Source organism: Microcystis sp. M169S2, assembly GCF_020245865.1.
In the GTDB taxonomy this organism is placed as follows: domain Bacteria; phylum Cyanobacteriota; class Cyanobacteriia; order Cyanobacteriales; family Microcystaceae; genus Microcystis; species Microcystis ichthyoblabe_A.
Window position 1 is genome coordinate 1 of the sequence record NZ_JADBUB010000039.1, and the last position, 22,487, is coordinate 22,487.

General features: G+C 42.8%; 25 protein-coding genes and 1 tRNA gene. 17 read left to right on the plus strand and 9 right to left on the minus strand.

Annotated features, from left to right (window positions below; all coding sequences use genetic code 11):
* The 10 genes from IM485_RS04715 to IM485_RS04760 all read left to right on the plus strand — a co-directional run.
* The coding region (locus tag IM485_RS04715) for a transposase (RefSeq protein ID WP_287741622.1) at window positions 1-181 on the plus strand (181 nt) is incomplete at its 5' end.
* 560 nt (window positions 182-741) lie between these two features.
* Complete coding sequence (locus IM485_RS04720) at window positions 742-990, plus strand: DUF4160 domain-containing protein (protein ID WP_104398296.1); 249 nt, start codon at window positions 742-744, stop codon at window positions 988-990.
* A 4-nt stretch (window positions 991-994) separates the two neighbouring features.
* Window positions 995-1,240 (plus strand): DUF2442 domain-containing protein, encoded by a 246-nt coding sequence (locus IM485_RS04725; protein WP_104398295.1) that lies wholly within the window; start codon window positions 995-997, stop codon window positions 1,238-1,240.
* Between the two features lie 413 nt (window positions 1,241-1,653).
* Window positions 1,654-4,224, plus strand: coding sequence for a DUF3536 domain-containing protein (locus IM485_RS04730; RefSeq protein ID WP_104398294.1), 2,571 nt, complete (start codon window positions 1,654-1,656; stop codon window positions 4,222-4,224).
* A 137-nt stretch (window positions 4,225-4,361) separates the two neighbouring features.
* Window positions 4,362-5,609, plus strand: coding sequence for a tryptophan synthase subunit beta (gene trpB, locus IM485_RS04735; protein ID WP_287741623.1), 1,248 nt, complete (start codon window positions 4,362-4,364; stop codon window positions 5,607-5,609).
* 105 nt (window positions 5,610-5,714) lie between these two features.
* The gene (locus IM485_RS04740; protein WP_287741624.1) at window positions 5,715-6,692 is read left to right on the plus strand and encodes a CAP domain-containing protein; all 978 of its coding nucleotides are present in this window, start codon (window positions 5,715-5,717) and stop codon (window positions 6,690-6,692) included.
* Between the two features lie 170 nt (window positions 6,693-6,862).
* Window positions 6,863-7,492, plus strand: coding sequence for a ribonuclease D (locus IM485_RS04745; protein WP_287741625.1), 630 nt, complete (start codon window positions 6,863-6,865; stop codon window positions 7,490-7,492).
* A 319-nt stretch (window positions 7,493-7,811) separates the two neighbouring features.
* On the plus strand, window positions 7,812-8,462 hold the full coding sequence (locus IM485_RS04750) for a DUF3318 domain-containing protein (protein WP_002756255.1): 651 nt from the start codon (window positions 7,812-7,814) through the stop codon (window positions 8,460-8,462).
* A 114-nt stretch (window positions 8,463-8,576) separates the two neighbouring features.
* The gene (locus IM485_RS04755) at window positions 8,577-9,572 is read left to right on the plus strand and encodes an anti-sigma factor antagonist (RefSeq protein ID WP_104398289.1); all 996 of its coding nucleotides are present in this window, start codon (window positions 8,577-8,579) and stop codon (window positions 9,570-9,572) included.
* Entirely contained in the window at window positions 9,559-10,011 is a 453-nt protein-coding gene (locus IM485_RS04760) for an ATP-binding protein (RefSeq protein ID WP_104398288.1), read from the plus strand. The genes IM485_RS04755 and IM485_RS04760 overlap by 14 nt, the downstream gene beginning before the upstream one ends.
* 6 nt (window positions 10,012-10,017) lie before the next feature.
* On the opposite strand, the gene IM485_RS04765 is transcribed toward IM485_RS04760, so the two are convergent.
* From IM485_RS04765 to petN, 4 genes are all read right to left on the minus strand, one after another.
* The gene (locus IM485_RS04765; RefSeq protein ID WP_287741629.1) at window positions 10,018-11,463 is read right to left on the minus strand and encodes a serine/threonine-protein kinase; all 1,446 of its coding nucleotides are present in this window, start codon (window positions 11,461-11,463) and stop codon (window positions 10,018-10,020) included.
* Between the two features lie 88 nt (window positions 11,464-11,551).
* Window positions 11,552-12,805, minus strand: coding sequence for an exonuclease subunit SbcD (sbcD, locus tag IM485_RS04770; protein ID WP_287741630.1), 1,254 nt, complete (start codon window positions 12,803-12,805; stop codon window positions 11,552-11,554).
* 42 nt (window positions 12,806-12,847) lie between these two features.
* Window positions 12,848-12,991: a hypothetical protein gene (locus IM485_RS04775; protein ID WP_002736416.1), complete on the minus strand. Its 144-nt coding sequence runs from the start codon at window positions 12,989-12,991 to the stop codon at window positions 12,848-12,850.
* A 16-nt stretch (window positions 12,992-13,007) separates the two neighbouring features.
* Complete coding sequence (petN, locus tag IM485_RS04780; RefSeq protein ID WP_012265708.1) at window positions 13,008-13,097, minus strand: cytochrome b6-f complex subunit PetN; 90 nt, start codon at window positions 13,095-13,097, stop codon at window positions 13,008-13,010.
* 85 nt (window positions 13,098-13,182) lie between these two features.
* Here petN and IM485_RS04785 point away from each other — a divergent pair, with 85 nt between their 5' ends.
* Both IM485_RS04785 and aroB read left to right on the plus strand, forming a co-directional pair.
* Window positions 13,183-13,578, plus strand: a complete 396-nt coding sequence (locus IM485_RS04785; RefSeq protein ID WP_104398285.1) for a hypothetical protein — start codon at window positions 13,183-13,185, stop codon at window positions 13,576-13,578.
* 175 nt (window positions 13,579-13,753) lie between these two features.
* Entirely contained in the window at window positions 13,754-14,854 is a 1,101-nt protein-coding gene (aroB, locus tag IM485_RS04790; RefSeq protein ID WP_287741631.1) for a 3-dehydroquinate synthase, read from the plus strand.
* On the opposite strand, the gene IM485_RS04795 is transcribed toward aroB, so the two are convergent.
* Window positions 14,831-15,967, minus strand: coding sequence for a geranylgeranyl reductase family protein (locus IM485_RS04795; protein WP_287741632.1), 1,137 nt, complete (start codon window positions 15,965-15,967; stop codon window positions 14,831-14,833). The two genes, aroB and IM485_RS04795, sit on opposite strands and share 24 nt — an antisense overlap.
* A gap of 238 nt (window positions 15,968-16,205) precedes the next feature.
* Here IM485_RS04795 and IM485_RS04800 point away from each other — a divergent pair, with 238 nt between their 5' ends.
* A complete protein-coding gene (locus tag IM485_RS04800) occupies window positions 16,206-17,390 on the plus strand; it encodes an AAA family ATPase (protein ID WP_287741634.1) in 1,185 nt (394 codons plus the stop codon).
* Window positions 17,390-17,980 carry a DUF4276 family protein gene (locus IM485_RS04805; protein WP_104398281.1) on the plus strand — a complete coding sequence of 197 codons (591 nt, stop codon included), beginning with the start codon at window positions 17,390-17,392 and terminating at the stop codon, window positions 17,978-17,980. Before IM485_RS04800 ends, IM485_RS04805 begins: the two co-directional genes overlap by 1 nt.
* Before the next feature lie 214 nt (window positions 17,981-18,194).
* On the opposite strand, the gene IM485_RS04810 is transcribed toward IM485_RS04805, so the two are convergent.
* Both IM485_RS04810 and IM485_RS04815 read right to left on the minus strand, forming a co-directional pair.
* On the minus strand, window positions 18,195-18,587 hold the full coding sequence (locus tag IM485_RS04810; protein WP_194015343.1) for a DUF4278 domain-containing protein: 393 nt from the start codon (window positions 18,585-18,587) through the stop codon (window positions 18,195-18,197).
* Between the two features lie 154 nt (window positions 18,588-18,741).
* On the minus strand, window positions 18,742-19,140 hold the full coding sequence (locus IM485_RS04815; RefSeq protein ID WP_104398311.1) for an FHA domain-containing protein: 399 nt from the start codon (window positions 19,138-19,140) through the stop codon (window positions 18,742-18,744).
* Window positions 19,141-19,435: 295 nt separating this feature from the next.
* On the opposite strand from IM485_RS04815, the gene IM485_RS04820 reads away from it, so the two are divergent.
* Window positions 19,436-19,609, plus strand: a complete 174-nt coding sequence (locus tag IM485_RS04820) for a hypothetical protein (RefSeq protein ID WP_199309408.1) — start codon at window positions 19,436-19,438, stop codon at window positions 19,607-19,609.
* 21 nt (window positions 19,610-19,630) lie between these two features.
* Complete coding sequence (locus IM485_RS04825; RefSeq protein ID WP_287741635.1) at window positions 19,631-20,680, plus strand: AI-2E family transporter; 1,050 nt, start codon at window positions 19,631-19,633, stop codon at window positions 20,678-20,680.
* Window position 20,681: 1 nt separating this feature from the next.
* Here IM485_RS04825 and IM485_RS04830 read toward each other — a convergent pair.
* Window positions 20,682-20,754: transfer RNA gene (locus IM485_RS04830), tRNA-Gln, on the minus strand.
* Between the two features lie 126 nt (window positions 20,755-20,880).
* Between IM485_RS04830 and IM485_RS04835 the strand changes: the two genes are divergently transcribed.
* Window positions 20,881-21,066: a hypothetical protein gene (locus tag IM485_RS04835; protein WP_287741636.1), complete on the plus strand. Its 186-nt coding sequence runs from the start codon at window positions 20,881-20,883 to the stop codon at window positions 21,064-21,066.
* Here the strand turns inward: IM485_RS04835 and ctpC are convergent.
* A complete protein-coding gene (gene ctpC / locus IM485_RS04840) occupies window positions 21,056-22,348 on the minus strand; it encodes a carboxyl-terminal processing protease CtpC (RefSeq protein ID WP_287741637.1) in 1,293 nt (430 codons plus the stop codon). The genes IM485_RS04835 and ctpC overlap by 11 nt on opposite strands.
* Window positions 22,349-22,487: the final 139 nt, after the last annotated feature.

Below are 22,487 nucleotides of genomic sequence, written 5' to 3' on the forward strand. Positions count from 1 at the left end.
ACAAGAAAAAGCTAGACTCATCTATTTACCTCCTTATTCTCCCGAATTCTCTCCTATTGAAAACTTTTGGTCAAAAGTCAAAGCGATATTAAGAAAACTGAAGGCGAGAACTTACAAAGACTTAATAGAAGGGATTGAATTGGCTATGTTACAAGTTACTCAAAAAGATATTCGCAATTAGTTTACTCACTGTTGCTACTGTACCTCATAAGTCAGAGAATTGCTATATAACACTGGGACAAAAAGGAAAAAGCAGTTATAAACTTACAATAAAGTACAAAAGGTAATTGCGATCGCAAGTAGGTTGTTTTGCACTTTGTTTAACTTAACCTGCTTTTAATTGAGAGGGCGATCGCTGTCATCTTGTTGATTAAACTTTAAAAATGCGATTATTTTGGCTTTTGAGTGCGATCACTGTTTATCTTTTTTATTCAAGGGTAAGGGGTGGTCGATTCGGCGTTTGAAAGTGCGATCGCTGTTATCTTGTGGATTAAACTTTAAAATTGCCATTGCTTGGGATAGGAATGCAAATGGCGATCGTTTTTTGTGATGATGAGTGCGATTGTTTTGGGGAGGAGCAATTTTTTGGGAATGGCGATCGCTTTTTGGGGATGAGGAGAGGCGATGCCGAAGGCACTGCGTAGCAGATCGCTGATCTTGTCGTTTAGGTCGAGGTAACAAAACTCAACAAGCTTTGTTATAATATTTTTGTCATCAAGAAAGACTCCTAAAAATAGATTTATGCCAGAAATTACTCGATTTTATGGAATTATCATTAAACTCTTTTTTGGCGATCATCCACCTCCCCATTTTCATGCGATTTATGGAGAATATAACGCCCTATTTAATCTGGAAACCTTAGAAATCATTGAAGGAGACTTACCTGATAGAGCCACAAAAATGGTTGTAGAATGGGCAACAATCTATCAACCAGAATTATTGAAAATGTGGAACACTCAAGAATTTAATAAATTACCACCTTTGAAATAAAACAATGCTTTACCCCAAAATAACATCAGCCGAAATCATTGAAAATTATACTCTATTGGTGCATTTTTATAATCATCAAGCTAGAAAATATAACTGTGAAAATCTACTAGAAAAAACGATGTTTTCTTCCCTTAAAAACTATGCTTTCTTTAAAAACTTTCAACTTGATCCATCAGGTAGCGGAATCATTTGGAATGATGAAGTTGATATAAGCGAGTATGAAATTTGGATCAATGGAATTGAACTATGATTGCCGATATTGTAGTGCGATCGCTGTTATCTTGTTGATTAAACTTTAAAATTGTCATTGCTTGGGATAGGAATGCAGGGGGCGATCATTTTTGGAATGAGCAATTTTTTGGGCATGGCGATCGCTTTTTGGGCAGGGGTAAGAGCGATCGCATCTCTCTTAGGGTAGAACGCTGATGGCAATAGTCAACAGCCTACCGGGAAAAGCTAGATTTTGTAACAAGATTTAGTATTACTTAGTGCTGTGTATAGAGAAGTTGCGAATTGTTAACCTTAGCTTTGCTAGGAAAATAAAACATGGTATTGTGACCCCAAGGCCGTGAAAGACGGCCAGGTTTTCAGTTTTTTTAAACATCAGGTCGCTACATTCTACAGCTATTTTCGCTCAAAAAAAACGATTTTCTAGGCATTTCTATGACTTATCTTGTTGAAAATCCTTCTACAACCTTTTATTCCTATAACGATACGGGGGTTGATCCCCTGAAAACCGCTCACGGAGTTTATATCACGGTTCACGGACATTTTTACCAACCACCGCGAGAAAATCCCTATCTAGACAGAATTGAACGGCAGCCGAGCGCCCATCCCTTCCACAATTGGAATGAACGCATCCATCACGAGTGTTATCGTGCCAATGCTTTTGCGCGCATTTACAATGACCGGGGGGAAGTGATCAAAATAGTTAATAACTACGAATATCTCAGCTTTAACATCGGGGCCACCCTCATGTCATGGATGCAATCCCATGATCCCGAAGTTTATCAACGTATCCTGGCAGCGGATCAAAAAAGTTGTCAACGCTTAAACGGTCATGGTAACGCCATCGCCCAGGTCTATAATCATATCATTCTGCCCCTAGCCAACAAACAGGACAAATACACCCAAATTCGCTGGGGAAAAGCTGATTTTCAGCACCGTTTCGGCCGCGATCCCGAAGGAATGTGGTTAGCAGAAACAGCCATTGATTTAGCCACAGTGACAGCTTTAATCGATGAAGGGATTAAATTCACCATTTTAGCCCCTTCCCAGGCCCTGCGCTGTCGTCCTTTCCCTAGCGACCATGATCCCCACCCCCAATGGCACGCGGTGGCCGGAGGTCAAATCGATCCCACCCGTCCCTATCGCTGTTACATCCCCGATGGTCGTTATCTGGATATTTTCTTCTACGATGGTCCAATTTCTCGGGATATGGGCTTTAATGATGTCCTAGCCAGCAGTGATTTTCTCGTCGGTCGTCTGGGACAGGCAATTAAAGGGGATCATCGTCCCTCCCAGTTAATCAGCGTCGCTACCGATGGGGAAACCTTCGGCCACCACAAACAGGGGACAGAGAAGTGTCTTAGCTATGCTTTTACGGAATCTTTCCCTAAAAACGGCTGGACAGTCACCAATTTCGCCCATTATCTCAGTATTTGCCCCCCGACTTGGGAAGTGGAATTAAAACCCGTGACCGCGTGGAGTTGCGTCCATGGCGTAAATCGTTGGCAGGATGACTGTGGTTGCGGGGGAGGGGGAAATTACCAGCAAAAATGGCGTAAACCCCTGCGGGAGTCCCTAAATTGGCTCAGAGATGAGTTGATTAAGGTCTATGAGATTCAGGGACAGGAATTTTTCCGCGATCCTTGGCAGACAAGGGATGACTACATTGCAGTTATTTTAGATCGATCCCCAGACGCGATCGAACATTTCCTGGCTGTGCATCAAAGTCGTACCCTGAGTAAAAGCGAGAAAATCGATGCTTTGCGTTTATTAGAAATGCAAAGACAAGCTTTATTGATGTTTACCAGTTGTGGCTGGTTTTTTGAGGAAATTTCTCGACCTGAAGGTACGCAAATTTTGAGATATGCTGGCCGGTCTCTGGAATTAGCCGGAGAAGTGGCTGGAATTCAATTAGAAATGAATTTCCTCAGTCGTCTAGCTTTCGCTCCCAGTAACGTTAGATTATATCAAGATGGGGCCGATGTCTATCGACAATTGGTCACTTCTGCGCGGGTGGATTTGGAACGGGTGGCGGCCCATTACGCTATTAGTTCTCTATTTACCAATTATCCCAGTCATCATCGGATTTATTGTTACAATACCCGTCAATTAGATTATCAAAAACAAGCGATCGGGTCTTTAACTTTAGCAGTGGGACAGGTGGAATTAACCTCGGAAATTACCCAAGAAAGTGAACATTTTGTTTTTGCTGTTCTACATTTAGGAGGTTGGGATTTTTACTGCTCCATTCAACCTTTTAACAGTCGGTTAATCTATACCAATCTTAAGGATCATCTCTTTGAATCTTTACAACAGGCCAGTGTTTCGACAATGATCGTAGAAATGGGGCGCGGATTGGGAGAAAACTTTTTTGCTTTACCCCATCTTTTTGCTGATGAAAGACACCGGATCATGCAGAAGGTGACAGCCGAAACTAAAAAACGTCTCGATCAATTATACACCCAAGTTTATCGGGATAATTACGGCATTTTAGCTGCTTTCCAAAGGGATGAGATTCCCGTACCTCAAGAGTTACAGGTAGCGGCCGATATTGCCATTTCTCACCGTTGTTTACAGGTGATTAATGCCCTAGAAAAAGATTTTGAGCAGCGGCAAGCGACGGAAAATAATCTCGATCAATTATTTGCTATTGCTAAGGAAGCCAATCATTTACGCTGTCAATTAAATATTCCCGAAGCGCGTCAAACCTTAGAAAGTTTGCTCTGGCAATCTCTTTGGAAATTATTACACGATGGCGATCCTTTAACGGCGGAGGACGATACTCGCTTAATCACCCGTTTAATTGAAGTTAGCCAACAATTAAACCTAGGATTATCCCTCGATCGCTCTCAGGAATTATACTATTATTACTTCCATGATCGTTTAGTTCCTAATTCTTTGCAGTCCAATTCCATAGATGCTGCCTGTCCTTGGCCGATGACTCAATTAAAATGGTTATTACTATTAGGACAGGTGTTAAAAGTTGATGTGAGTATTTGGCTGTAAAATCAGTCAAAGGGTGGGCAATGCTCATCCTTTGATGATTAAGTGGGTTAGGCGATAATTGCCCTCGAACTCAGGTTAACCCAGAGACTAAACCCTTAGATTTATAATGGATCATAAGTCTCTCATCCAAGGTTTACATGACTATCACGCCGATTTATACCGCCTCAGCCAGCACAGCAACCCAGTATCCCGATGCTTTTGGGCGTTTTGGACGCTACGGGGGCAAATACGTCCCGGAAACCCTGATGCCAGCCTTAAGTGAACTAGAAACGGCCTATAATCAGTATAAAGACGACCCCGATTTTCAAGAAGAATTAAATCAACTGCTCAAGGATTACGTCGGCAGACCTAGTCCCTTATATTTTGCCGAACGTCTCACCGCCCATTATGCCAAAGCTGACGGTACTGGGGCGCAAATTTACCTGAAACGGGAAGATTTAAACCATACTGGGGCCCACAAGATTAATAACGCCCTCGGTCAGGTTTTATTAGCCAAACGCATGGGTAAAAAGCGAATTATCGCCGAAACCGGGGCAGGACAGCACGGCGTGGCCACTGCTACGGTTTGCGCTCGTTTTGGTCTAGAATGCGTGATTTATATGGGAATTCACGACATGGAACGCCAAGAACTCAATGTTTTCCGCATGAGACTGCTTGGCGCGACGGTGCAACCCGTGGCCGCCGGGACGGGAACCCTGAAAGATGCCACCTCGGAAGCGATTCGCGACTGGGTAACTAATGTGGAAACCACTCACTACATCCTTGGTTCTGTGGCCGGTCCTCATCCCTATCCGATGATGGTGCGCGATTTTCATGCGATTATTGGTCAAGAAACTCGTCAGCAAAGTCTGGAAAAATGGGGCGGTTCACCGGATATTCTCCTCGCTTGTGTGGGGGGTGGTTCTAATGCTATGGGTTTATTTCATGAGTTTGTTAAAGAAGCTGCCGTGCGTTTAATTGGTGTTGAGGCGGCCGGGGAAAGTATCGCCTCTGGAAAACACGCAGCTACCCTTACCCAAGGTCAACCGGGGGTTCTACATGGGGCCATGAGTTATTTACTACAAGATAACGAAGGTCAAGTTATCGAGGCTCACTCCATTAGTGCCGGTTTAGATTATCCCGGAGTCGGGCCAGAACATAGCTTTTTAAAAGATAGTGGTCGCGCTGAATATTACAGTGTGACGGACAAGGAAGCACTAGAAGCTTTTCAACGAGTTTCCCGTTTAGAGGGGATTATTCCGGCCCTAGAAACTGCCCATGCTTTAGCCTATTTAGAAACTCTTTGCCCACAAGTGACCGGTAGTCCTCGCATTGTTATTAATTTCTCTGGACGGGGTGATAAAGATGTGCAATCGGTGGCTAAATATTTATCGATGAATGGTTAACAGTGAGCAGTTATCAGTTATCAGTTATCAGTGAGAGGGATAAGCTATTGTGCATCTAAATTTGATATTCGTTTTGACCTGTTCCTCGTTCCAGACTAGCTTAATATGAAAAGTTCTTTTAAGAAGGGTTATCAGTTAGGAATTTTGATGCTTGTATCGACAAGTTTAATGGCCTGTAGTGCCTTAAACTATAACTCTTTTACGGAACTCGTACCATCTTTCTCTCCCCCTCCTTTAGATGCGGCAACTTTACTTGTTTTAGAGAATAAAATTTATCAAGAGGTCAATCGCTATCGTCAATCTCGCAATTTATCTCCCCTACTGTTAAATCGGACAATTTCCCAACAAGCAAGATTACATAGCCAACGTATGGCCTCGGGTTTGGTTCCTTTTAGTCACCAAGATTTTGACAAAAGAGCGCAAACTATTGGTGTTTCAGTTCCCTATGAAGCGGTAGGGGAAAATCTGGCAGTTAATCAAGGTTATGAGGACCCGGTAATGATTGCTGTGGATGGTTGGATTAAAAGTCAAGGTCATCGAGAAAATATCGAGGGAGATTTTGATAGTACCGGGATTGGAGTAGCGACGGATAATCAAGGAAAATTGTACTTTACTCAAATATTTCTAAAACGTCAATCCGCTCCCGTTGCTACTAATACCCTTGGCTATGATCCTATCGGGAATCAATCTTTTTTAATTACCCTTGAAGAAAACACTAATTATCAAGTTAATCGCTACCGAATTTATCAAAATTTACCGCCCCTACGTCTCGATGCTCGTATTAGTCATGAAGCTCGCTTATTTAGTCAAAAAATGGCCAATAAACAGGCTCCTTTTAGTCATGATGGTTTTGAGGGAAGAGTCAAGGCAGTACAAAGGAAGATTCCTTTAGAAAAAATGGGCGAAAATTTGGCTTTTATGAAGGGATATCCTGACCCCGTTAGCGTTGCCGTCAAGGGTTGGATTAATAGCCCCGGTCATCAAAAAAATATGGTTGGTGATTATAATCTCACTGGTATCGGTATCGCTAAAAATAATGCTGGTGAATATTATTTTACACAACTTTTTGTTAAAAAGCGTTGACAAAATGACCATGATGATATTTAAATTTAATTATCAGTTTTTAATATCAGTTATCAGTTATCAGTTATCAGTTATCAGGGAAATAAAGGCAGTCGTGCGATAGGCAAAAGCATTACAAATTTCCCTCCTGTCTCCTATGTCCTGTCTCCTGTCTCCTATCTTCTAACTATATGAACTTAGATAATTTTCAAGTGTGCGATCAAGATTTAAGCGATGACCTATTATCTCGTTATTTAGGGGTTAATTCGATCGCTGTAGATACAGAAACGATGGGATTAATACCGGGGCGCGATCGACTGTGTTTAATTCAACTCTGTGACCCCAGTGGTTTTGTCACCGCTATTCGCATTTTTAGGGGGCAAACAGAGGCTCCTAATCTCAAAAAGGTCATGGAAGATGAGCGGATAGAAAAAGTCTTTCATTTCGCCCGTTTTGATGTGGCTCAATTGTCCCAAACTTTTGGCATTGCCACGCAACCGATTTTCTGTACCAAAATCGCCAGTAAACTGGCTCGGACTTATACTAGCAGTCACGGTTTAAAAAGTCTCGTGCAGGAATTGGAAGGCATAGAATTAGATAAAACCGCTCAAAGTTCTGATTGGGGAAATGTCGCTAATCTTACTCCAAAACAACTGATTTACGCGGCTAACGATGTGCGCTATTTACTGTCAGTGCGAGATAAACTAATTGTGATGCTGCAAAGGGAAGAAAGATGGGAATTAGCCCAAAAGTGCTTTAGTTGTATCCCCGTCTTCACCGCTTTAGATTTACAGCAATACAAAGATATCTTTGAGCATTAGTCGGCAAAAGTTACGGTCTATTTAATAAGTAAATAGAAGATAGATTCTGTCTTTGATCCCCCCTTAATAAGGGGGGTATCTGACAATTTTTAACACCCACCCACTCAGTCCGATTGACTCGCAATCGAACTTTAAAACCCCAGTTATGGATTGTTTATCCCCACTTCCCCACTTCCCACTTCCCCACTTCCCACTTCCATCACTGGTTACTGATCACTGAAAATGCTCCCTAGGGCTAAAAGCTGCCAAGATCACAAAAAAGACCGCTATGATCCAAAATAGAAATCATCGTCATTGGTAGAGAATAGGTAAAAAATCTATGACATCTTATGCGGCCTCCTCTGCAAGAGCCGAAATGAGCGAACTTCGGCGCCTAAAAACCCTGCTACCCCCAGAATTACAAAGTTGGGTAACGGTAGAAGGTTCTACAGAGATTAACCCCCCCCTGATCCGTTGTGAAGAAATTGGCAGAGACGAGGTAGAAATTCAGATAGATTTGGCAAAATGGGAAAATTTAGCCATCGATCAGCGTAATTTGCTCTTTTGGCATGAAGTGGCCAGGATTCAAAATGACAGTATTCCCCGGGAAGGCTGGGAAATGGCCGCCCTCGCTATTGGCTTAGGTGGTGCGGTGGGAGAATTATGGGTACAGGACGGTTTATTATTGCTCTTGGCCATGGGATTATGTGGGATTTCCGGTTATCGTCTCTGGCGCAAAAATAACGGTGATAAAATTCTCAAAGAAGCGATCGAAGCCGATGAAAAAGCGATCGCCCTGGCCACTCGTTTCGGTTACTCTCTCCCCAACGCCTACAAGAGCCTAGGCAGTGCCTTTAAAACCCTAATCGAACAAACACCTAACCGTCGTCTGCGTAAGCGTTATGAGACCCGTTTAGATGCCCTAAGGAAGAGTGCGGCGAAAGCGAAATCCCAAACCCAAGGCCGTCCGCCCCTAGGTGAGATTCGTTAGCCGATAATTACAGATAATCTGTGACATTACCCATTGGTATTTGCGGAAAAGTGTAGTAAACATTTAAGTAGGTCATCAGGCCTTGCTCATCTATCAAACCACCTCGTTGTGTCGATGACTTCCCAAATTCCTGAAACACGTTTTCTGATCATTCCGATGGAGTATCCGGTTTTGCGGATGCCGGAACGCTTGACTGTCTTGGAAGCATTACAGTTCAAGGATCTGTTTCACCATCTCATCGCCCAAACACCCACTCCCGAAAAAGTCATTCTCGATCTGAATGCTACTCAATTTATGGATAGTAGTGGTGTGGGTGCTTTAGTGCATAATCTCAAAGCGGCTAGGGAAAAAAATATCGAGTTAGTGCTGGCTAACGTCCATCCCCCAGTGATGGGGGTTTTATCGATTACGGGACTAGATCAATTATTCACTTTCCAAACCCCTCCCCTAGCAGCCCAAGAAAACGGCCTTACTACCCCTGAAAACCATCTACCGGAAACCCATCCCTCGATTCGCAGTTGGTTAAAGCGCGGTCTTGACATTCTTGGTGGCATCGTGGGTTTATTAATCACGGGGGTTATTTTTGTCCCCATTGCTATCGCTATTAAGTTAGACAGTCCAGGGCCAATTTTTTTCAGTCAAACCCGCTGCGGTTGGTTGGGAAAGGAATTTAAGATTCTTAAGTTTCGTTCCATGTGTGTGGATGCAGAAACACTCAAGGATAAAATCCCCAATCAAGCGGAGGGAGCTTTTTTTAAGAATAAAAATGATCCCCGGATTACCCGGGTAGGAAAATTTTTACGTCGTACCAGTTTAGACGAATTGCCCCAGTTTTGGAATGTGATCACTGGTGAAATGAGTCTTGTTGGCACTCGTCCCCCCACACCAGATGAGGTGGAACGCTACGATGTTCCCCAATGGCAACGTTTAGACGTAAAACCCGGTATGACGGGAGAATGGCAGGTGAATGGTCGCTCTCAGGTGCGTAATTTTGAAGAGGTAATTCAACTAGATTTGCGCTATCAAGAAAATTGGAGTTTAGGCTACGATCTACAACTGATTTTTAAAACAATTTTGATTCTCTTTCAAAAAAACAGTGGTGCCTTCTGAAGTCTTAAATTCCCCTTCTTTCCCCCTCCAATTCCATCTACAAGTCCGGACGGAATTGGCAGCTTTAATCCCAGTCCTACAATGGTTTGAATCTCACGGCCGCTCTTTTTTACCTGACTCGGTGCTTTGGCAGTGTAAGGTGGCTTTAGCAGAAGGATTTACTAATACTGTCCGTTACGCTCACCAACATTTACCACCGACCACACCGATCGATCTAGAATTAACTTTTTCGTCCCATTCTCTAGAAATAAGAATATGGGATCACGGTCAACCTTTTGATCTGCAAGCCAAACTCGATTCTCTACAACAACATCCCCTCGCACCTTTGGAAATGGAAAGCGATCGAGGATTACTTTTCATGCGTTCTCTTACTGATAGTTTACAATATATCCGCACTGGCGAAGGGAGAAACTGTTTAATTCTCCAGAAAAGTTTTTAAGTCAATTTATCCCCTGCTAGAAACTACGTCAATGGTACAGGTTTCCAGACGAGAAAAAAGAATTATCCCACCCCCCACACCCCAGACAAGGGTGGGAAGATGTCCGGAGGGTGCTTTGAGAGAGAAAGTAATTTGATCGTAGTACAACCACTTGTTATTAACTCGCCAACCGACTTTTGACCCAAAAGCGTTCCATTTTTGTTGGTCATAATTGCCGCTTCCTCCCAAACTTTCATAGATTCTTTTCTGAACAGATATACCGAATTTTCCCTGACTATATTTTAACCAGAGTTGATTGATAGTGGCTAAATCTTCACAGGGAAAGTTATCTATATCTTCTATCTTAAGATATTTTTCTTTAGTTCGATCAGCAACTTTTAAAAATAGATTAGCCGTTTCTTGATCGGCCTCTCGCCATTTTTCTTGCGCTAAGAAATCCCGTAGGTTAGTGTAATCAATTGCCTTGACACTTTTGATGTTAATTTCCTCCCTGGTGGCAACTGGAAAAACTGATAAAACCGTTTCTTGAATTGTGTCCTGTGATCGGGGTTTTGGCGGAATCACTACGGCTAATTTTACCGCTAACTCTTGCAGGACTTCCCCGGCTGATTGATAACGTTTTTTGGTGCCAAATTCAATTAATTTATCTAAAATTTCACCTAATTCAACCCTAACAGGATTATTAATCAGGTGCTGTCTCCATACCCATTCATGTTCACTCACATCGAATAATTCAAAGGGAGATACTCCCGTTAATAAATAGATACAAGTGACTCCCAAACTATATAAATCACTGCTATTGATCGCTTTGCCATTGCTTTGTTCTGGGGCGATATATCCCGCCGAACCGATCACTGTTCCTGTCAGGGAAAGATTAGCAATGGTTATAAATTTAGAGGCACCGAAATCCACTAAAATTATTTTATTATCGATGCGTCTCCTAATTATATTAGCTGGTTTAATATCTCGATGAATGACTCTTTTAGTATGGATAAAATCAAGAATTGGCAAAATTTCTAATAAAAGATATTTGATCTTTTCTTCATTGAAAACTCCCTCGCTTTGTAATTCTTGTTCTAGATTTTCTCCCTCAATATATTCTTGAACAAGATATTGTCGCCCATCATTGCCAGTAAAATAGGCATAGAGGGAGGGAATTTGTGGGTGTTGACCGAGATTATCTAAACTAATCGCTTCTTCTTTAAATAATTCCGCAGCCTTCTTGAGAGCATTACTACCCTGAGCGCTAGGAAAAAATTGTTTAATTACACAATAGGGTTGAGAAGGTTTATCCTCATCAATTGCTTGGAAAGTTTTACCGAAACCTCCTTGACCAATTAATTTTATGGCACGATAACGATCTTTGAGTAATAATTGAAAGCGACATTTTTGACAGAATTTATCTGTAGGATCATTGTTATATAGACAATCGGGATTAAGACATAAACTCATTGTTAGTTCAAACAGGGATAGGGAAGATGTTTCAGTGAGCAGTAAACCGACAACTGATAACTGATAAATGATAACTGATAACTGATAGCTAAATCGAGGTTTCTTCCTCTAGCCAAATTTCTGGCTGTTGATTTAATAAAAGCTGGGCTGCCTCTAACATATCATCAACAATATCGCGCAAATCTTCCTTATTGTCGATATAAGCTTTTAACGCCTCCATCGGATCTAATTGATTACCCACCCCTAATTCCGGTAAACGGGGACGGGTTAATTGACTAATTAACTCAGCCCGAATACTATAACTATGGGCAGTTTTTAAAGCCTCGTCAAGCTGATTGGTGTTAATTAGTTCTAATTGTTCACTGCGAATTTTATAAACTAAACGGATAACTGCTTCCTGAATATCATGTTTTTTGAGAGCTTTTAGCAATTCTTTTTGGGGGTTTGCTGCCTGGGAAACATCCACTTCGATGGAACAGAAAGTACGCACGGGTAAAGGACAAAATTCCCATTTAACCTCTCCTTTAGCCACTTCTATTAAAACATAGCCCTTATCTTCTTTTTCCTCGCTAAAATCCACTCGATCGATGCTCCCCGGATAGACAATAGGCGGATCATTGCTAGGATTAAGATTTTGATGTTTGTGAACATGACCGAGGGCAACATACTCGAATTGTGGACGATTTAGCAGGGATAAAGGCACGGTAAAACCTTTACCAACTGCTAAAAATCTTTCTGCTCCTAAACTAGCTCGATCGGCCATTAAATGGGCTAATAAAACTGTTGGTAAACTTGTATCTAGTTGGCGAATTTCTCCTTCTAAAACTGGTTCCAAACGGTTAATTAACAATTCATTTACCCCACTCAAGGATAAACCCTCGGTTTCGGGACGGGTTAAGAGAGTGGCGCGGGTTAACCAGGGTAAAGTAATGACTTGGATATCGCCGTTGCGGGTGGTGATGCGATGGGTGGTCAAGCGATCGCCAACAATAAACCCCGGCACCGCTAGGGTACGATAGATGGAGAGACTGACACCGCCATTACCCTGAGAATGTTGATCGTGATTACCCACTAATAACACCGTCGGGATCTTAGCATCGGCAAGACGACGGAATTGACTGGCAAAAGCTTCGTGGACAAAAGGAGGGGGAGTGGCATCGGGAAAGGCATCTCCCCCAAAAAGCACTAGATCCACAGGGGAGGCAATAGCCCGATCGATACAGAGGCTTAAACTGCCCATAAAATCCTCTAAACGCGTGTTTAATCCCGTTTTTGGATTTAAACGCCCATGGGAAAAACCGCTCCCCATGTGAATATCCGATAAGTGCAGTATTTTAATCATAGTAAAGGAAAAACAGGCGTAATTAAGTACACCTGTTCAGGATTATTTTCCTAATTTTTTATCGCCATCTTGACGACGGCGATCGCGCCATTCTGTAGTCGTCAGGTAGAGAATGCCACCACTGACGATAACGAGGAGAATTAAGGCGACTAGAAAGAGAGTGTTGAGAATCAAAGATGTTTCCATGGTATCTATAGATTACCTAGAAACCGTTACGACCCCAAACCACCATGGCGATCGACCAAGTGAACAGGGCGAGAATGCTAACCCAACCAAGTGTCAAAATATCCATAATTGCCTTTGTTAAACGAATTACTTGCGAGATGACTACTCAATTTATAATACTTCATCAGTGACTCCGTTTTAGAGAGGCGATCGTGCAAATTACGCTCAAGGAAAGAATCGAATCCATACAGGTGGGGAGTATCTCGGCTCTGGCTTTCCTGGTTCCCTATCTGCTATTTTTAACTGTTGATCGACTATTGTTAGGGGAATCGCTCACACTAATTGGCGCTTTTGTCAAGATATCCGGGGCGATAATTAGCGGATTTCTCTTCGGTGTCACCTATCGTTATGTCGTCCGTAACGACGATAATCCCCATCTCAAAGATGGTACAGTGGCAGCTTTTGCCCTAGTCCGCGGCCTAGTTCCCCTACAATTATCCACAGACTTGCTCGCTGACAGTGGGCAATTAAGTCTCTTTCTGGGAGAGAGCTTTATCTGTTTTTTATCCTCTCGTCTGCTCTTAGAGTTGACTAAGCTGCGTCAATAACCGACTCAGTTATCAGTTATCAGTCATCAGTCATCAGTCATCAGATTTAAGTTTTCAGTGAATAGTATTAAGCGACAAGCTCGGAGCTGCTTTTTTACTGTTTACTGATCACTGTTTACTGTTTACTGTTTACTGTTTACTGATCACTGATCACTGAAACATCACCCCACACCCTATGGCTATTTGTATTCCCGTTAATTTACCCGATCGCTCCTATAATATTCTGATCGAGAAGGGCAGTTTAGCTAATCTCGGTGGAGAAATGAGCCGGTTAAACTTAGGTAAAAAGGTTTTATTGGTTTCTAATCCCGAAATTTTTGACTATTACGGACATAAAGCCGTTAATTCCCTAGAAAAAGCGGGATTTGCCGTTTTTACTCATCTGATCCCCGCCGGCGAAAATTATAAAACCCTCGATTCGATCGCCCAAGTTTATGATACGGCCCTCGTTCACCGGTTGGAACGTTCCTCGACTATGGTTGCCCTCGGTGGTGGTGTAATCGGGGATATGACGGGATTTGCGGCAGCCACATGGTTACGGGGCATTAATTTTGTCCAGGTTCCCACCACCCTGTTAGCCATGGTAGATGCTTCCATCGGGGGTAAAACCGGTGTTAATCATCCCCAGGGCAAAAATCTGATCGGGGCGTTTTATCAACCGAAATTAGTTCTGATTGATCCTAGTGTGCTTAAAACCCTACCCGTGCGAGAATTTCGGGCTGGAATGGCAGAAGTGATTAAATACGGTGTAATTTGGGATGCTGATTTATTTCAACAGTTAGAAGACTCGGACAATTTAGCCAGTTTTTCTCAAATCGATGGCGATCTATTGCAAACAATTATTACAAAGTCTTGCCAAGCTAAAGCAGATGTGGTAAGCAAAGACGAAAAAGAAGCGGGTTTGCGGGCGATCTTAAACTATGGTCACACGATCGCCCACGGCATTGAAAGTTTAACGGGATATACTAGCGTTAACCACGGGGAAGCGGTGGCGATGGGGATGGTGGCGGCAGGAGCGATCGCAGTTAAACTGGGAATGTGGACCGCCGGGGAAAATCAACGTCAAACCGATTTAATCGAAAAAGCCGCCTTAGAAACCCATATTCCGCCTTTAAATGCCGATGAGATGGTCAATGCTCTCACTGCCGATAAAAAGGTTAAAGATGGCAAGGTTAGATTTATTTTACCAACGGCGATCGGCCAAGTCACCATTAGCGATCGAGTCACCCCCACCCTGGTGCGGGAAGTGTTATCACCAACCGAATCCGGGCAGTAAAAGCTTTTTCAATTGTTGCATCGCTTGTTGCGTAACATCCCGGTATTTTAAATCTCCCACGAGAATACGTCCCATCAGTTGACCGGCGATCGGGCGTTTAACGGCGACATTGTAGGCTATTTGGGTAAATTGATAGAATAAACCGGCTAATTTGGCCGCTAAAGCCATATCTTCCCCCCATTCTTCCCGAATTATCCGACTATAGCTCGCTAAAGCCCGATTATCTCCGGCTAAAGCTCGATCAATCGCCTCGGCTGCCTTAACTCCCGTCAAAATTGCCGGACGGATACCCTCACCGATGAGCGGATCGAGAATACCCGCCGCTTCTCCTGTAATTAGGGCATTTTGGGCGTGTAGCGGTTGATTTCCGTTCCAAAGGGCTAAAGCATACTCACTATAGCGATAATCCTCTAAATTCCAGCCCTTTTGACGGGCATAATTTAACAGTTGTTTTTTCAGCTCCTCGGATTTGATGCTGCCCTTAAAACAACCACCGCTAATTGTGTAACCATTAGACTTGGGAAAAGCCCAGATATAACCATTTTTTAGGGAACCAAAATCAAAAAAAGCTTTTTGGGGTGGAATAGTCGCTTCTGCGTTAGTAATTTCCAGAGTAGCACCGAGCGCTTCGTTTTTCGCTGGTAATCCTAACCAGCGACTGGTATTGCCCCTAACACCATCGGCAGCAATCAGATATTTACCTGAAAATGTTCCTTGGGATGTGGTAACTTGCCAGTGATCTTGGACGAATTTGATCTGGGTAACTTCGCTGTTATCTTGGATGGTTGCCCCGACTGCGATCGCCTGTTGACCTAAAAAATCATCGAAACGATCCCTTTGTACCATCCACATCGGTTCTAGCATATTTAACTTAGTGGTGACGGCATCCCCCTGTTTCCAGGTAAACTGTACTTGGGTGACGGTATTCTCGATCACGGGGGTAAAGTCAAAATCAAACCATTGCTTAATTGCCGGGGATACCCCCCCACCACAGGGTTTATAACGGGGTAATTTCGCTTTATCGAGGATCAGAATCGATCGTCCCTTTTTAGCTAGATGATAACCCGCCGTCGCTCCTGCTGGTCCCGCACCGATGATAATACAGTCAAACATTTGTACTAATTTAAGTCGTTGAACAAATTTATAGACAATTTACGCTATTTTGGGCAACTTGTGTTGAGTCTGGTTTCTTGTCCCTTCCTCAGGCGGTTGAGCTTGCCTCTCTAGTTTCTAACTGATTTATCCCCCAATGTCCAAGAGAGTCTAATCTCTGGCTTTTTTGGCTAATTGATCAGTTATCTTCACCTAATCAATCGTATAATCAAAAAAACTATAACGGCTCGATTATATCATGAAAATTGTTTCTATTAAAATAAAAAACTATCGTATGTTTAAAAACATACACATAAGAGATATTCCCCCTTTTTGTGTGATTATTGGAGCTAACGGCACGGGAAAATCTACTCTATTTGATATTTTTGGTTTTCTGCGAGATGCCCTCAAAAATAACATTCGCCAAGCCTTACAAATTCGCGGCGGTTATAGAGAAATTATCACTAGAGGTCAAGAACAGGAAAATATTGAAATCGAGCTGCAATTTCGCATGAAAATCTTAGATACAGAACGTCTGGTTACTTATATACTTATAATTGGACAAAACAAAAATCGCCCTGTTATCAAACGCGAAATACTTCGCTATAAACGGGGTGAACACGGTAAACCTTTTCATTTTTTAGATTTTCAACTTGGTCAAGGATATGCTATCACCAACGAAGAAGATTTTAGTAAACCGGATAAAGAACTCGATCGAGAAGAACAACAGCTAGAATCTAACGATATACTAGCAATCAAAGGATTAGGACAATTTCAACGTTTTAAAGCCGCTACAGCCTTTCGTTCTCTGATTGAAAATTGGCACGTTTCTGACTTTCATATTAGCGAAGCTAGAGGAAGTAAAGAAATATCTTATGCTGAACACTTATCCCCCACTGGCGACAATATAGCTACAGTTGCTCAATATATTTATCAACAATATCCCACAATTTTTCAGCAAATTCTCGAAAAAATGAAACAACGAGTTCCGGGTATTTCCTCTGTGGAAGCCAAAGAAACCGAAGACGGTCGCTTGATTTTACGTTTTCAAGATCAGGCCTTTAAAGACCCTTTTATTGATCGCTATGTTTCTGACGGGACTATGAAAATGTTCGCCTATTTAATATTACTATTCGATCCCAATCCTCATCCCCTACTCTGTGTCGAAGAACCAGAAAACCAACTTTATCCTACTTTATTAAAAGAACTAGCCGAAGAATTCGCCCACTATAGCGATCGGGGGGGTCAGGTATTTGTTTCTAGCCACTCCCCCGATTTTATCAATGCGGTTCCACTAGCTAGTATTTTCTGGCTAATTAAATCCCAAGGTATCACCCAAATCCATAGGGCTGCCGATAGCGAAATCCTCAAAAACTTAGTAGCGGAAGGCGATTTACCCGGCTATCTTTGGAATCAAGGCTGGTTTGAAGGAGTAGCACCATAATGAACTATGATATCGTATTTTTGCTAGAAGAGTCATCTATAAAAAATGTGTTAGAAGAACTTTTGCCTAAACTTATTCCCCCAGAAATAAGGTATAAATGTATTAGTCATCAAGGCAAACAAGACCTAGCCAAATCTATTCCTATAAAACTCAAAGCTTTCAAGAAATCTAGTCCCAATACCAAATTTATTATTGTCCATGATCAGGATTCCCACGACTGTCAAAAACTCAAAAAAGACCTGGGGCAAATTTGTCAAAATGCCAGTGATGCTCAAGTCTTAATTAGGATTATTTGCCATGAATTAGAATCTTGGTTTCTGGGAGATTTAGCAGCGGTGTCCAAGGCGTATAATTTAAATAGTCTCGGCCAAAAACAAAATAAAAGTAAATACAGAGAACCAGACCTGCTTAACTCGGCCAAACAAGAATTAACAAAGCTAGTGAAAGAGTATTATGCAGGAACCCACTCTAAACAGATTGCCCCCCATCTTTCCCTAACTGAAAATAAATCCCGTAGTTTTCAAACTTTTATTCAAGGTATCAAAAATGTTGTGGAAATAATACAACACCCCAATCCGAACCCAAACTAAAATAGACCTCGACCTAATATAATTAAAAGCTTGTAAGCTCCTAACTAGGGTTGGCTGAAAAAATCTAAAAATCTTGTTGGATAATATCTTGAGGCTTTTTTAAAATCAAAAAGTGCCGGCCCTGGGAGTGAGCGGGGGGAAGATTTAGGCATTTTTGCGCCCAAAAATATTCCCCCCGGCAGAACCGAGGGGAAAGTGGAGAAAAACCGCTAATCTAGCAGTTTAAGGCTAAGTCTTGGGATTCTTTTTTCAAGAGATTAACGAGGGTTTCATCCCCATTCTCTTGAGCGATTTGTAAACGACGTTCCAGACGAAGACGAATATTGCTCAGATGGACGCTAGAAAGGGTTTCCTCTTGGACGACAATAGGGGGTTTGACAACCGGCAACGGACAAGTGTTCGGGGTGACTTGTCCAGCAAGATGAGGACGGGTGCTGTAGGCAACTCCACGATACTGACGATGCAGTTTCGGCTCTAATTGGAGCATATGGCGAGGATAATGGTGATTCCAGTCTTGACCTCGGTATTTACCCCCGATATCTCCGGTCTTCATCTCCAAGGGGAGAGAATCCCTTTCGTACTTAACTCCTCGATAGGCTAACATAATATCACTGACTCCCTGCAATGCTTTAAAGTGACTTTAATCCCCCTTGTCGTCCCTATTTAGGGACAGCAAGCTAGAAGATTTTATTTCTTATTCTGTATCTATTTTTACATTTTGTTAGGGAAATTGAAAAAACTTTATAAAAATTTAATATTTTCTAGCTGGCGATAGTATCCTTTTCTGGCTGAGTTTGGTTGCCCACCAAAGGAGCCTCTAGGGATTTGAGGATTAATTTTGGTTGCTCGTCCTCATCAATGAGACGAATTTGAATTTGCGGGCCGGAGGCGGCTAAACGAACCACCATACCATCAACGACAGTGGTTTTCTTGATCGGTTTGCCATTGAGAAACGTCCCATTTGCCCCTAAATTTTCCAATTCCCAATCATCGCGATCATTACGGTGGATTTCTAAGTGCCGCCTCGAAACCACAGCACTATAGAGAACTACATGATTATCCAGCGCCCTGCCGATGAGAATGGTTGATTGATCATTGTCAAATTGCCAATGTTGTAGAGGCGTGGCTTGACTGGGGTGTAAAAGAGTTAATGTGATCACGGTGACTGTTGGCGGCACGATAGAGGAGGTGGACAGGGTAAATCTTATCTGCTGTCAAGATTGATCCTTGCTATTAAGTCTTAAATCCTAGCAATGAATATCTCTAGTTAATTGACTGAGCCTTTTCTTTCCATTGTCTCATACTTTCCTCTTCCCTCGGAACCGACCTCCCCCAGAAAATCTAGCCCCTTCGCCCTAGTATTAATAAAACTGATGGGGGATGATTTCCACATTTTGACCAATTTTTAACCTCTTCAGGGATAAGATAGTGCTGGTGTCCCCTAAACATTCATCTATGAGCGGCTTTATTATCAAAATAATCTTGATATCGGCTTTAATTTCCCTGGGAATTAAATATCTTGCCCCTTTATTATCGATCGCTCCTGGTCCTCTTAACACTTTAATTCTGGTTTTTACTCCTTTTCTGCTCACGGTTTTTGCCCTCTGGAGACGGACAATAACTGATTAGGAATTTTTCTCCTTACTCATCATGACTTTTGGCAGCAGCCTCGGTTTAGTCCTGTTAGTCTTTTGTCTGCTGATTCTCTGGCAGATTCGACAGATTCTCTTATTACTATTGATGGCGATTCTTCTGGCGCAGATTTTAAATTTAGCTGTCACTTGGTGGCAGCGTCATCACCTCAAGCGTTCCCACGCCCTAATTATCACTCTTTTTAGCTTCTTTATTGGTATTATCGGTATTTTTGTGGTAATTATACCCGCTTTAGTCCAACAATTTCGCCAATTATTTAGTTTACTGCCCCAAGCTATAGAAAGACTCTGGGGACAAGTGCATCGTCTTGAGGATTATCTCGATCCTAGTTTGGCCAGTGTCTTTCCAGACTTTAAAACCCTGCTGGCTCAATTACAACCCCTGATTAACCAAATTGCTGGCCGGGGTTTGAGCATTTTTTACGGTACTTTCGGCATTATCCTCAGCTTACTGCTAATTGTTGCCCTGAGCTTGATGATTCTCGCCGATCCTGCCGCTTACCACCGTTGTTTTCTGCGTTTATTTCCCGCTTTCTACCGTCCTAGGGTACGATCGATCCTAGAACATTGCGATCGAGATTTAAAAGCTTGGCTAAAAGGGATTTTCTGTCATATGTTGATTATGACCTTGGGCAGTTGCCTAGGTCTATCCCTGATCGGCATTCCCCTCGCTTTTTCCCAATCTATTCTGGCGGGATTTCTCACCTTTATCCCCAACCTCGGACCAGTTTTAAGCACGATTTTACCCTTTTCTATCGCCCTTCTGGAATCTCCTTGGCAACCCTGGGCGGTTTTACTACTCTACGGCAGTATTTATCTGTTAATTCAATATTTCGACCATCATCCACCGCTGCCCATTTTAACAGTGCAGTCGCTCAAGCTCTTACCCGCTTTTACCCTGTTGGCCCAGTTGTTTTTCGCCTCGATTTTTGGCTTTTTAGGGCTATTTCTAGCGGTTCCCCTGACGCTCATCGGTCGTATTTGGCTAAAGGAAGCTTTGATCAAGGATATTCTCGATCATTGGCGGATTAGGGATAAAAAATACTAAACTGGGGATCTAGGATTCGAACCTAGGAAATGGCGGGACCAAAACCCGCTGCCTTACCGCTTGGCTAATCCCCATTGGACAGACCTTTTTAATATTAGCATTTATCTCCCCGGTTTTGTCAAGAAGTTGATAAAAATTTTTTACTTCGGGATTGAGAGACGCTATAAACAAGGGAATAGAGGGATTAAGGAGAAAAATCTATGGATAATAGCGGACAAAACTGGTACATTGTCCAGGAAAATACGGGAATTTGTCAGATTATAGCCCTAGAAAACGGAAAAACCCCAGTCAATGGTCAATACTGGGGTCCTTTTGCCGAGCGGGGAGAAGCGATCGCCCGTCGGGTGGGTTTAATTCGAGTGGGCAAATGTCAACCTATTGTTTAGCGGTATTGGTGGGCGTTTTCTTGCCTTCAGTGATTTCTTTTTCCAAGATTTCAAAACCCTTCTTGAATTGAGGATCCTGGAAGGTTCCCACCTGATCCCGTTCCTGTTGAAGATTTTTGCGCTCTTCCTCGCTCAGTTCCGACTCCACATCCGGATGAATACCATCTTTATTGATGTCCCGTCCGTCGGGGGTGAGATACTTGGCAATTGTCACCGCTAATCCCGAACCATCACTAAGACTGCGTACCGATTGCACTAATCCCTTACCAAAGGTTTTCGTACCGACAATAACCGCTCGATCATGATCCTGTAAAGCTCCGGAGAGAATTTCACTGGCACTGGCGGAACCACCATCGACGAGGACAACTAGCGGTTTATTAGTCAAAGCTTGATTGTTAGCCCGTTGACGTTCCGTCACCCCTTTGCGATCGACCGTAGAGACAATTAAACCATCGGGTATCCACATCCGAGCGATTTCGATGCTGGCGTAAAGTAAACCGCCGGGGTTAGAACGCAGATCGAGAATATAACCCTTCACCTCTTCAGATTCCAATTCGCGAATCGCTTGACTCATATCGCCACTAGCTTGGGCGCTAAATTGATTGAGACGGATATAACCAATTTTACCGATCGGGGTGTTTTCCGTGCGGGCCCGCACTGGGTGAATTTCAATTTTGGCCCGGGTAAGAGTCAATTCTTTCTTCTCCTCACCCCGTTGAATCGTGATCTTAACGCTTGTCCCCACTTTGCCGCGGATCATGCTCACCGCTTGCTCCAGTTCCATACCTTCGGTAGATTTACCATCGATAGCGATAATCACATCTTTAGGCAGCACACCGGCTTTAGAAGCGGGAGTATCTTCAATGGGTGAAACCACGACTAACTGCTTAGTTTTCTCATCTTTGGTCAGTTGAATCCCTACCCCAGTCAATTCTCCCGATGTATCGATCTTCATATTGTTAAACTCTTTGGGATCCATAAAACGGGTATAGGGATCATTGAGAGTTTTCAACATCTCGCGGATAGCGGTGTATGCTTCCTTTTGATTTTTGTAGGAACGATTTAAATACTGATTGCGGACGGCGTTCCAGTCCGATTGATTAAAAGTGCCATCTAAATAAGTGCGGTTGATGATTTGCCAAACCTCATCAACGGTTTCCTTGGGACTTTCCTGAAAAAAAGCTTGACTTTGGGAGAGACGGAATCCCGCCCCCGTGACGGCGACGGTAGACAGGACCACTGCTGTAGCACCGAGAACAAGTCCGCGTTTGTTGATAACCATAGGTAATTTTCGGATAAATTAGGCTGTTCTTGCCGGAACGCTCTTTCTGGCTGACCGTCGAAATATCTTGGCAAAAAGGAGCGTTTAGGTTTCCTGGAGACAGACAAAAGAACGCCTGTAGACTACTACTGTTATAACA

What these genes read in the sequence shown, in the direction of transcription:
- IM485_RS04720 (WP_104398296.1), top strand. Translation starts at nt 742, where the DNA reads ATGCCAGAAATTACTCGATTTTATGGAATTATCATTAAACTCTTTTTT.
- IM485_RS04725 (WP_104398295.1), top strand. Translation starts at nt 995, where the DNA reads ATGCTTTACCCCAAAATAACATCAGCCGAAATCATTGAAAATTATACT.
- IM485_RS04730 (WP_104398294.1), top strand. Translation starts at nt 1,654, where the DNA reads ATGACTTATCTTGTTGAAAATCCTTCTACAACCTTTTATTCCTATAAC.
- trpB (WP_287741623.1), top strand. Translation starts at nt 4,362, where the DNA reads ATGACTATCACGCCGATTTATACCGCCTCAGCCAGCACAGCAACCCAG.
- IM485_RS04740 (WP_287741624.1), top strand. Translation starts at nt 5,715, where the DNA reads ATGAAAAGTTCTTTTAAGAAGGGTTATCAGTTAGGAATTTTGATGCTT.
- IM485_RS04745 (WP_287741625.1), top strand. Translation starts at nt 6,863, where the DNA reads ATGAACTTAGATAATTTTCAAGTGTGCGATCAAGATTTAAGCGATGAC.
- IM485_RS04750 (WP_002756255.1), top strand. Translation starts at nt 7,812, where the DNA reads ATGACATCTTATGCGGCCTCCTCTGCAAGAGCCGAAATGAGCGAACTT.
- IM485_RS04755 (WP_104398289.1), top strand. Translation starts at nt 8,577, where the DNA reads ATGACTTCCCAAATTCCTGAAACACGTTTTCTGATCATTCCGATGGAG.
- IM485_RS04765 (WP_287741629.1), bottom strand. Translation starts at nt 11,463, where the DNA reads ATGAGTTTATGTCTTAATCCCGATTGTCTATATAACAATGATCCTACA.
- sbcD (WP_287741630.1), bottom strand. Translation starts at nt 12,805, where the DNA reads ATGATTAAAATACTGCACTTATCGGATATTCACATGGGGAGCGGTTTT.
- IM485_RS04775 (WP_002736416.1), bottom strand. Translation starts at nt 12,991, where the DNA reads ATGGAAACATCTTTGATTCTCAACACTCTCTTTCTAGTCGCCTTAATT.
- petN (WP_012265708.1), bottom strand. Translation starts at nt 13,097, where the DNA reads ATGGATATTTTGACACTTGGTTGGGTTAGCATTCTCGCCCTGTTCACT.
- aroB (WP_287741631.1), top strand. Translation starts at nt 13,754, where the DNA reads ATGGCTATTTGTATTCCCGTTAATTTACCCGATCGCTCCTATAATATT.
- IM485_RS04795 (WP_287741632.1), bottom strand. Translation starts at nt 15,967, where the DNA reads ATGTTTGACTGTATTATCATCGGTGCGGGACCAGCAGGAGCGACGGCG.
- IM485_RS04800 (WP_287741634.1), top strand. Translation starts at nt 16,206, where the DNA reads ATGAAAATTGTTTCTATTAAAATAAAAAACTATCGTATGTTTAAAAAC.
- IM485_RS04805 (WP_104398281.1), top strand. Translation starts at nt 17,390, where the DNA reads ATGAACTATGATATCGTATTTTTGCTAGAAGAGTCATCTATAAAAAAT.
- IM485_RS04820 (WP_199309408.1), top strand. Translation starts at nt 19,436, where the DNA reads ATGAGCGGCTTTATTATCAAAATAATCTTGATATCGGCTTTAATTTCC.
- IM485_RS04825 (WP_287741635.1), top strand. Translation starts at nt 19,631, where the DNA reads ATGACTTTTGGCAGCAGCCTCGGTTTAGTCCTGTTAGTCTTTTGTCTG.
- IM485_RS04835 (WP_287741636.1), top strand. Translation starts at nt 20,881, where the DNA reads ATGGATAATAGCGGACAAAACTGGTACATTGTCCAGGAAAATACGGGA.
- ctpC (WP_287741637.1), bottom strand. Translation starts at nt 22,348, where the DNA reads ATGGTTATCAACAAACGCGGACTTGTTCTCGGTGCTACAGCAGTGGTC.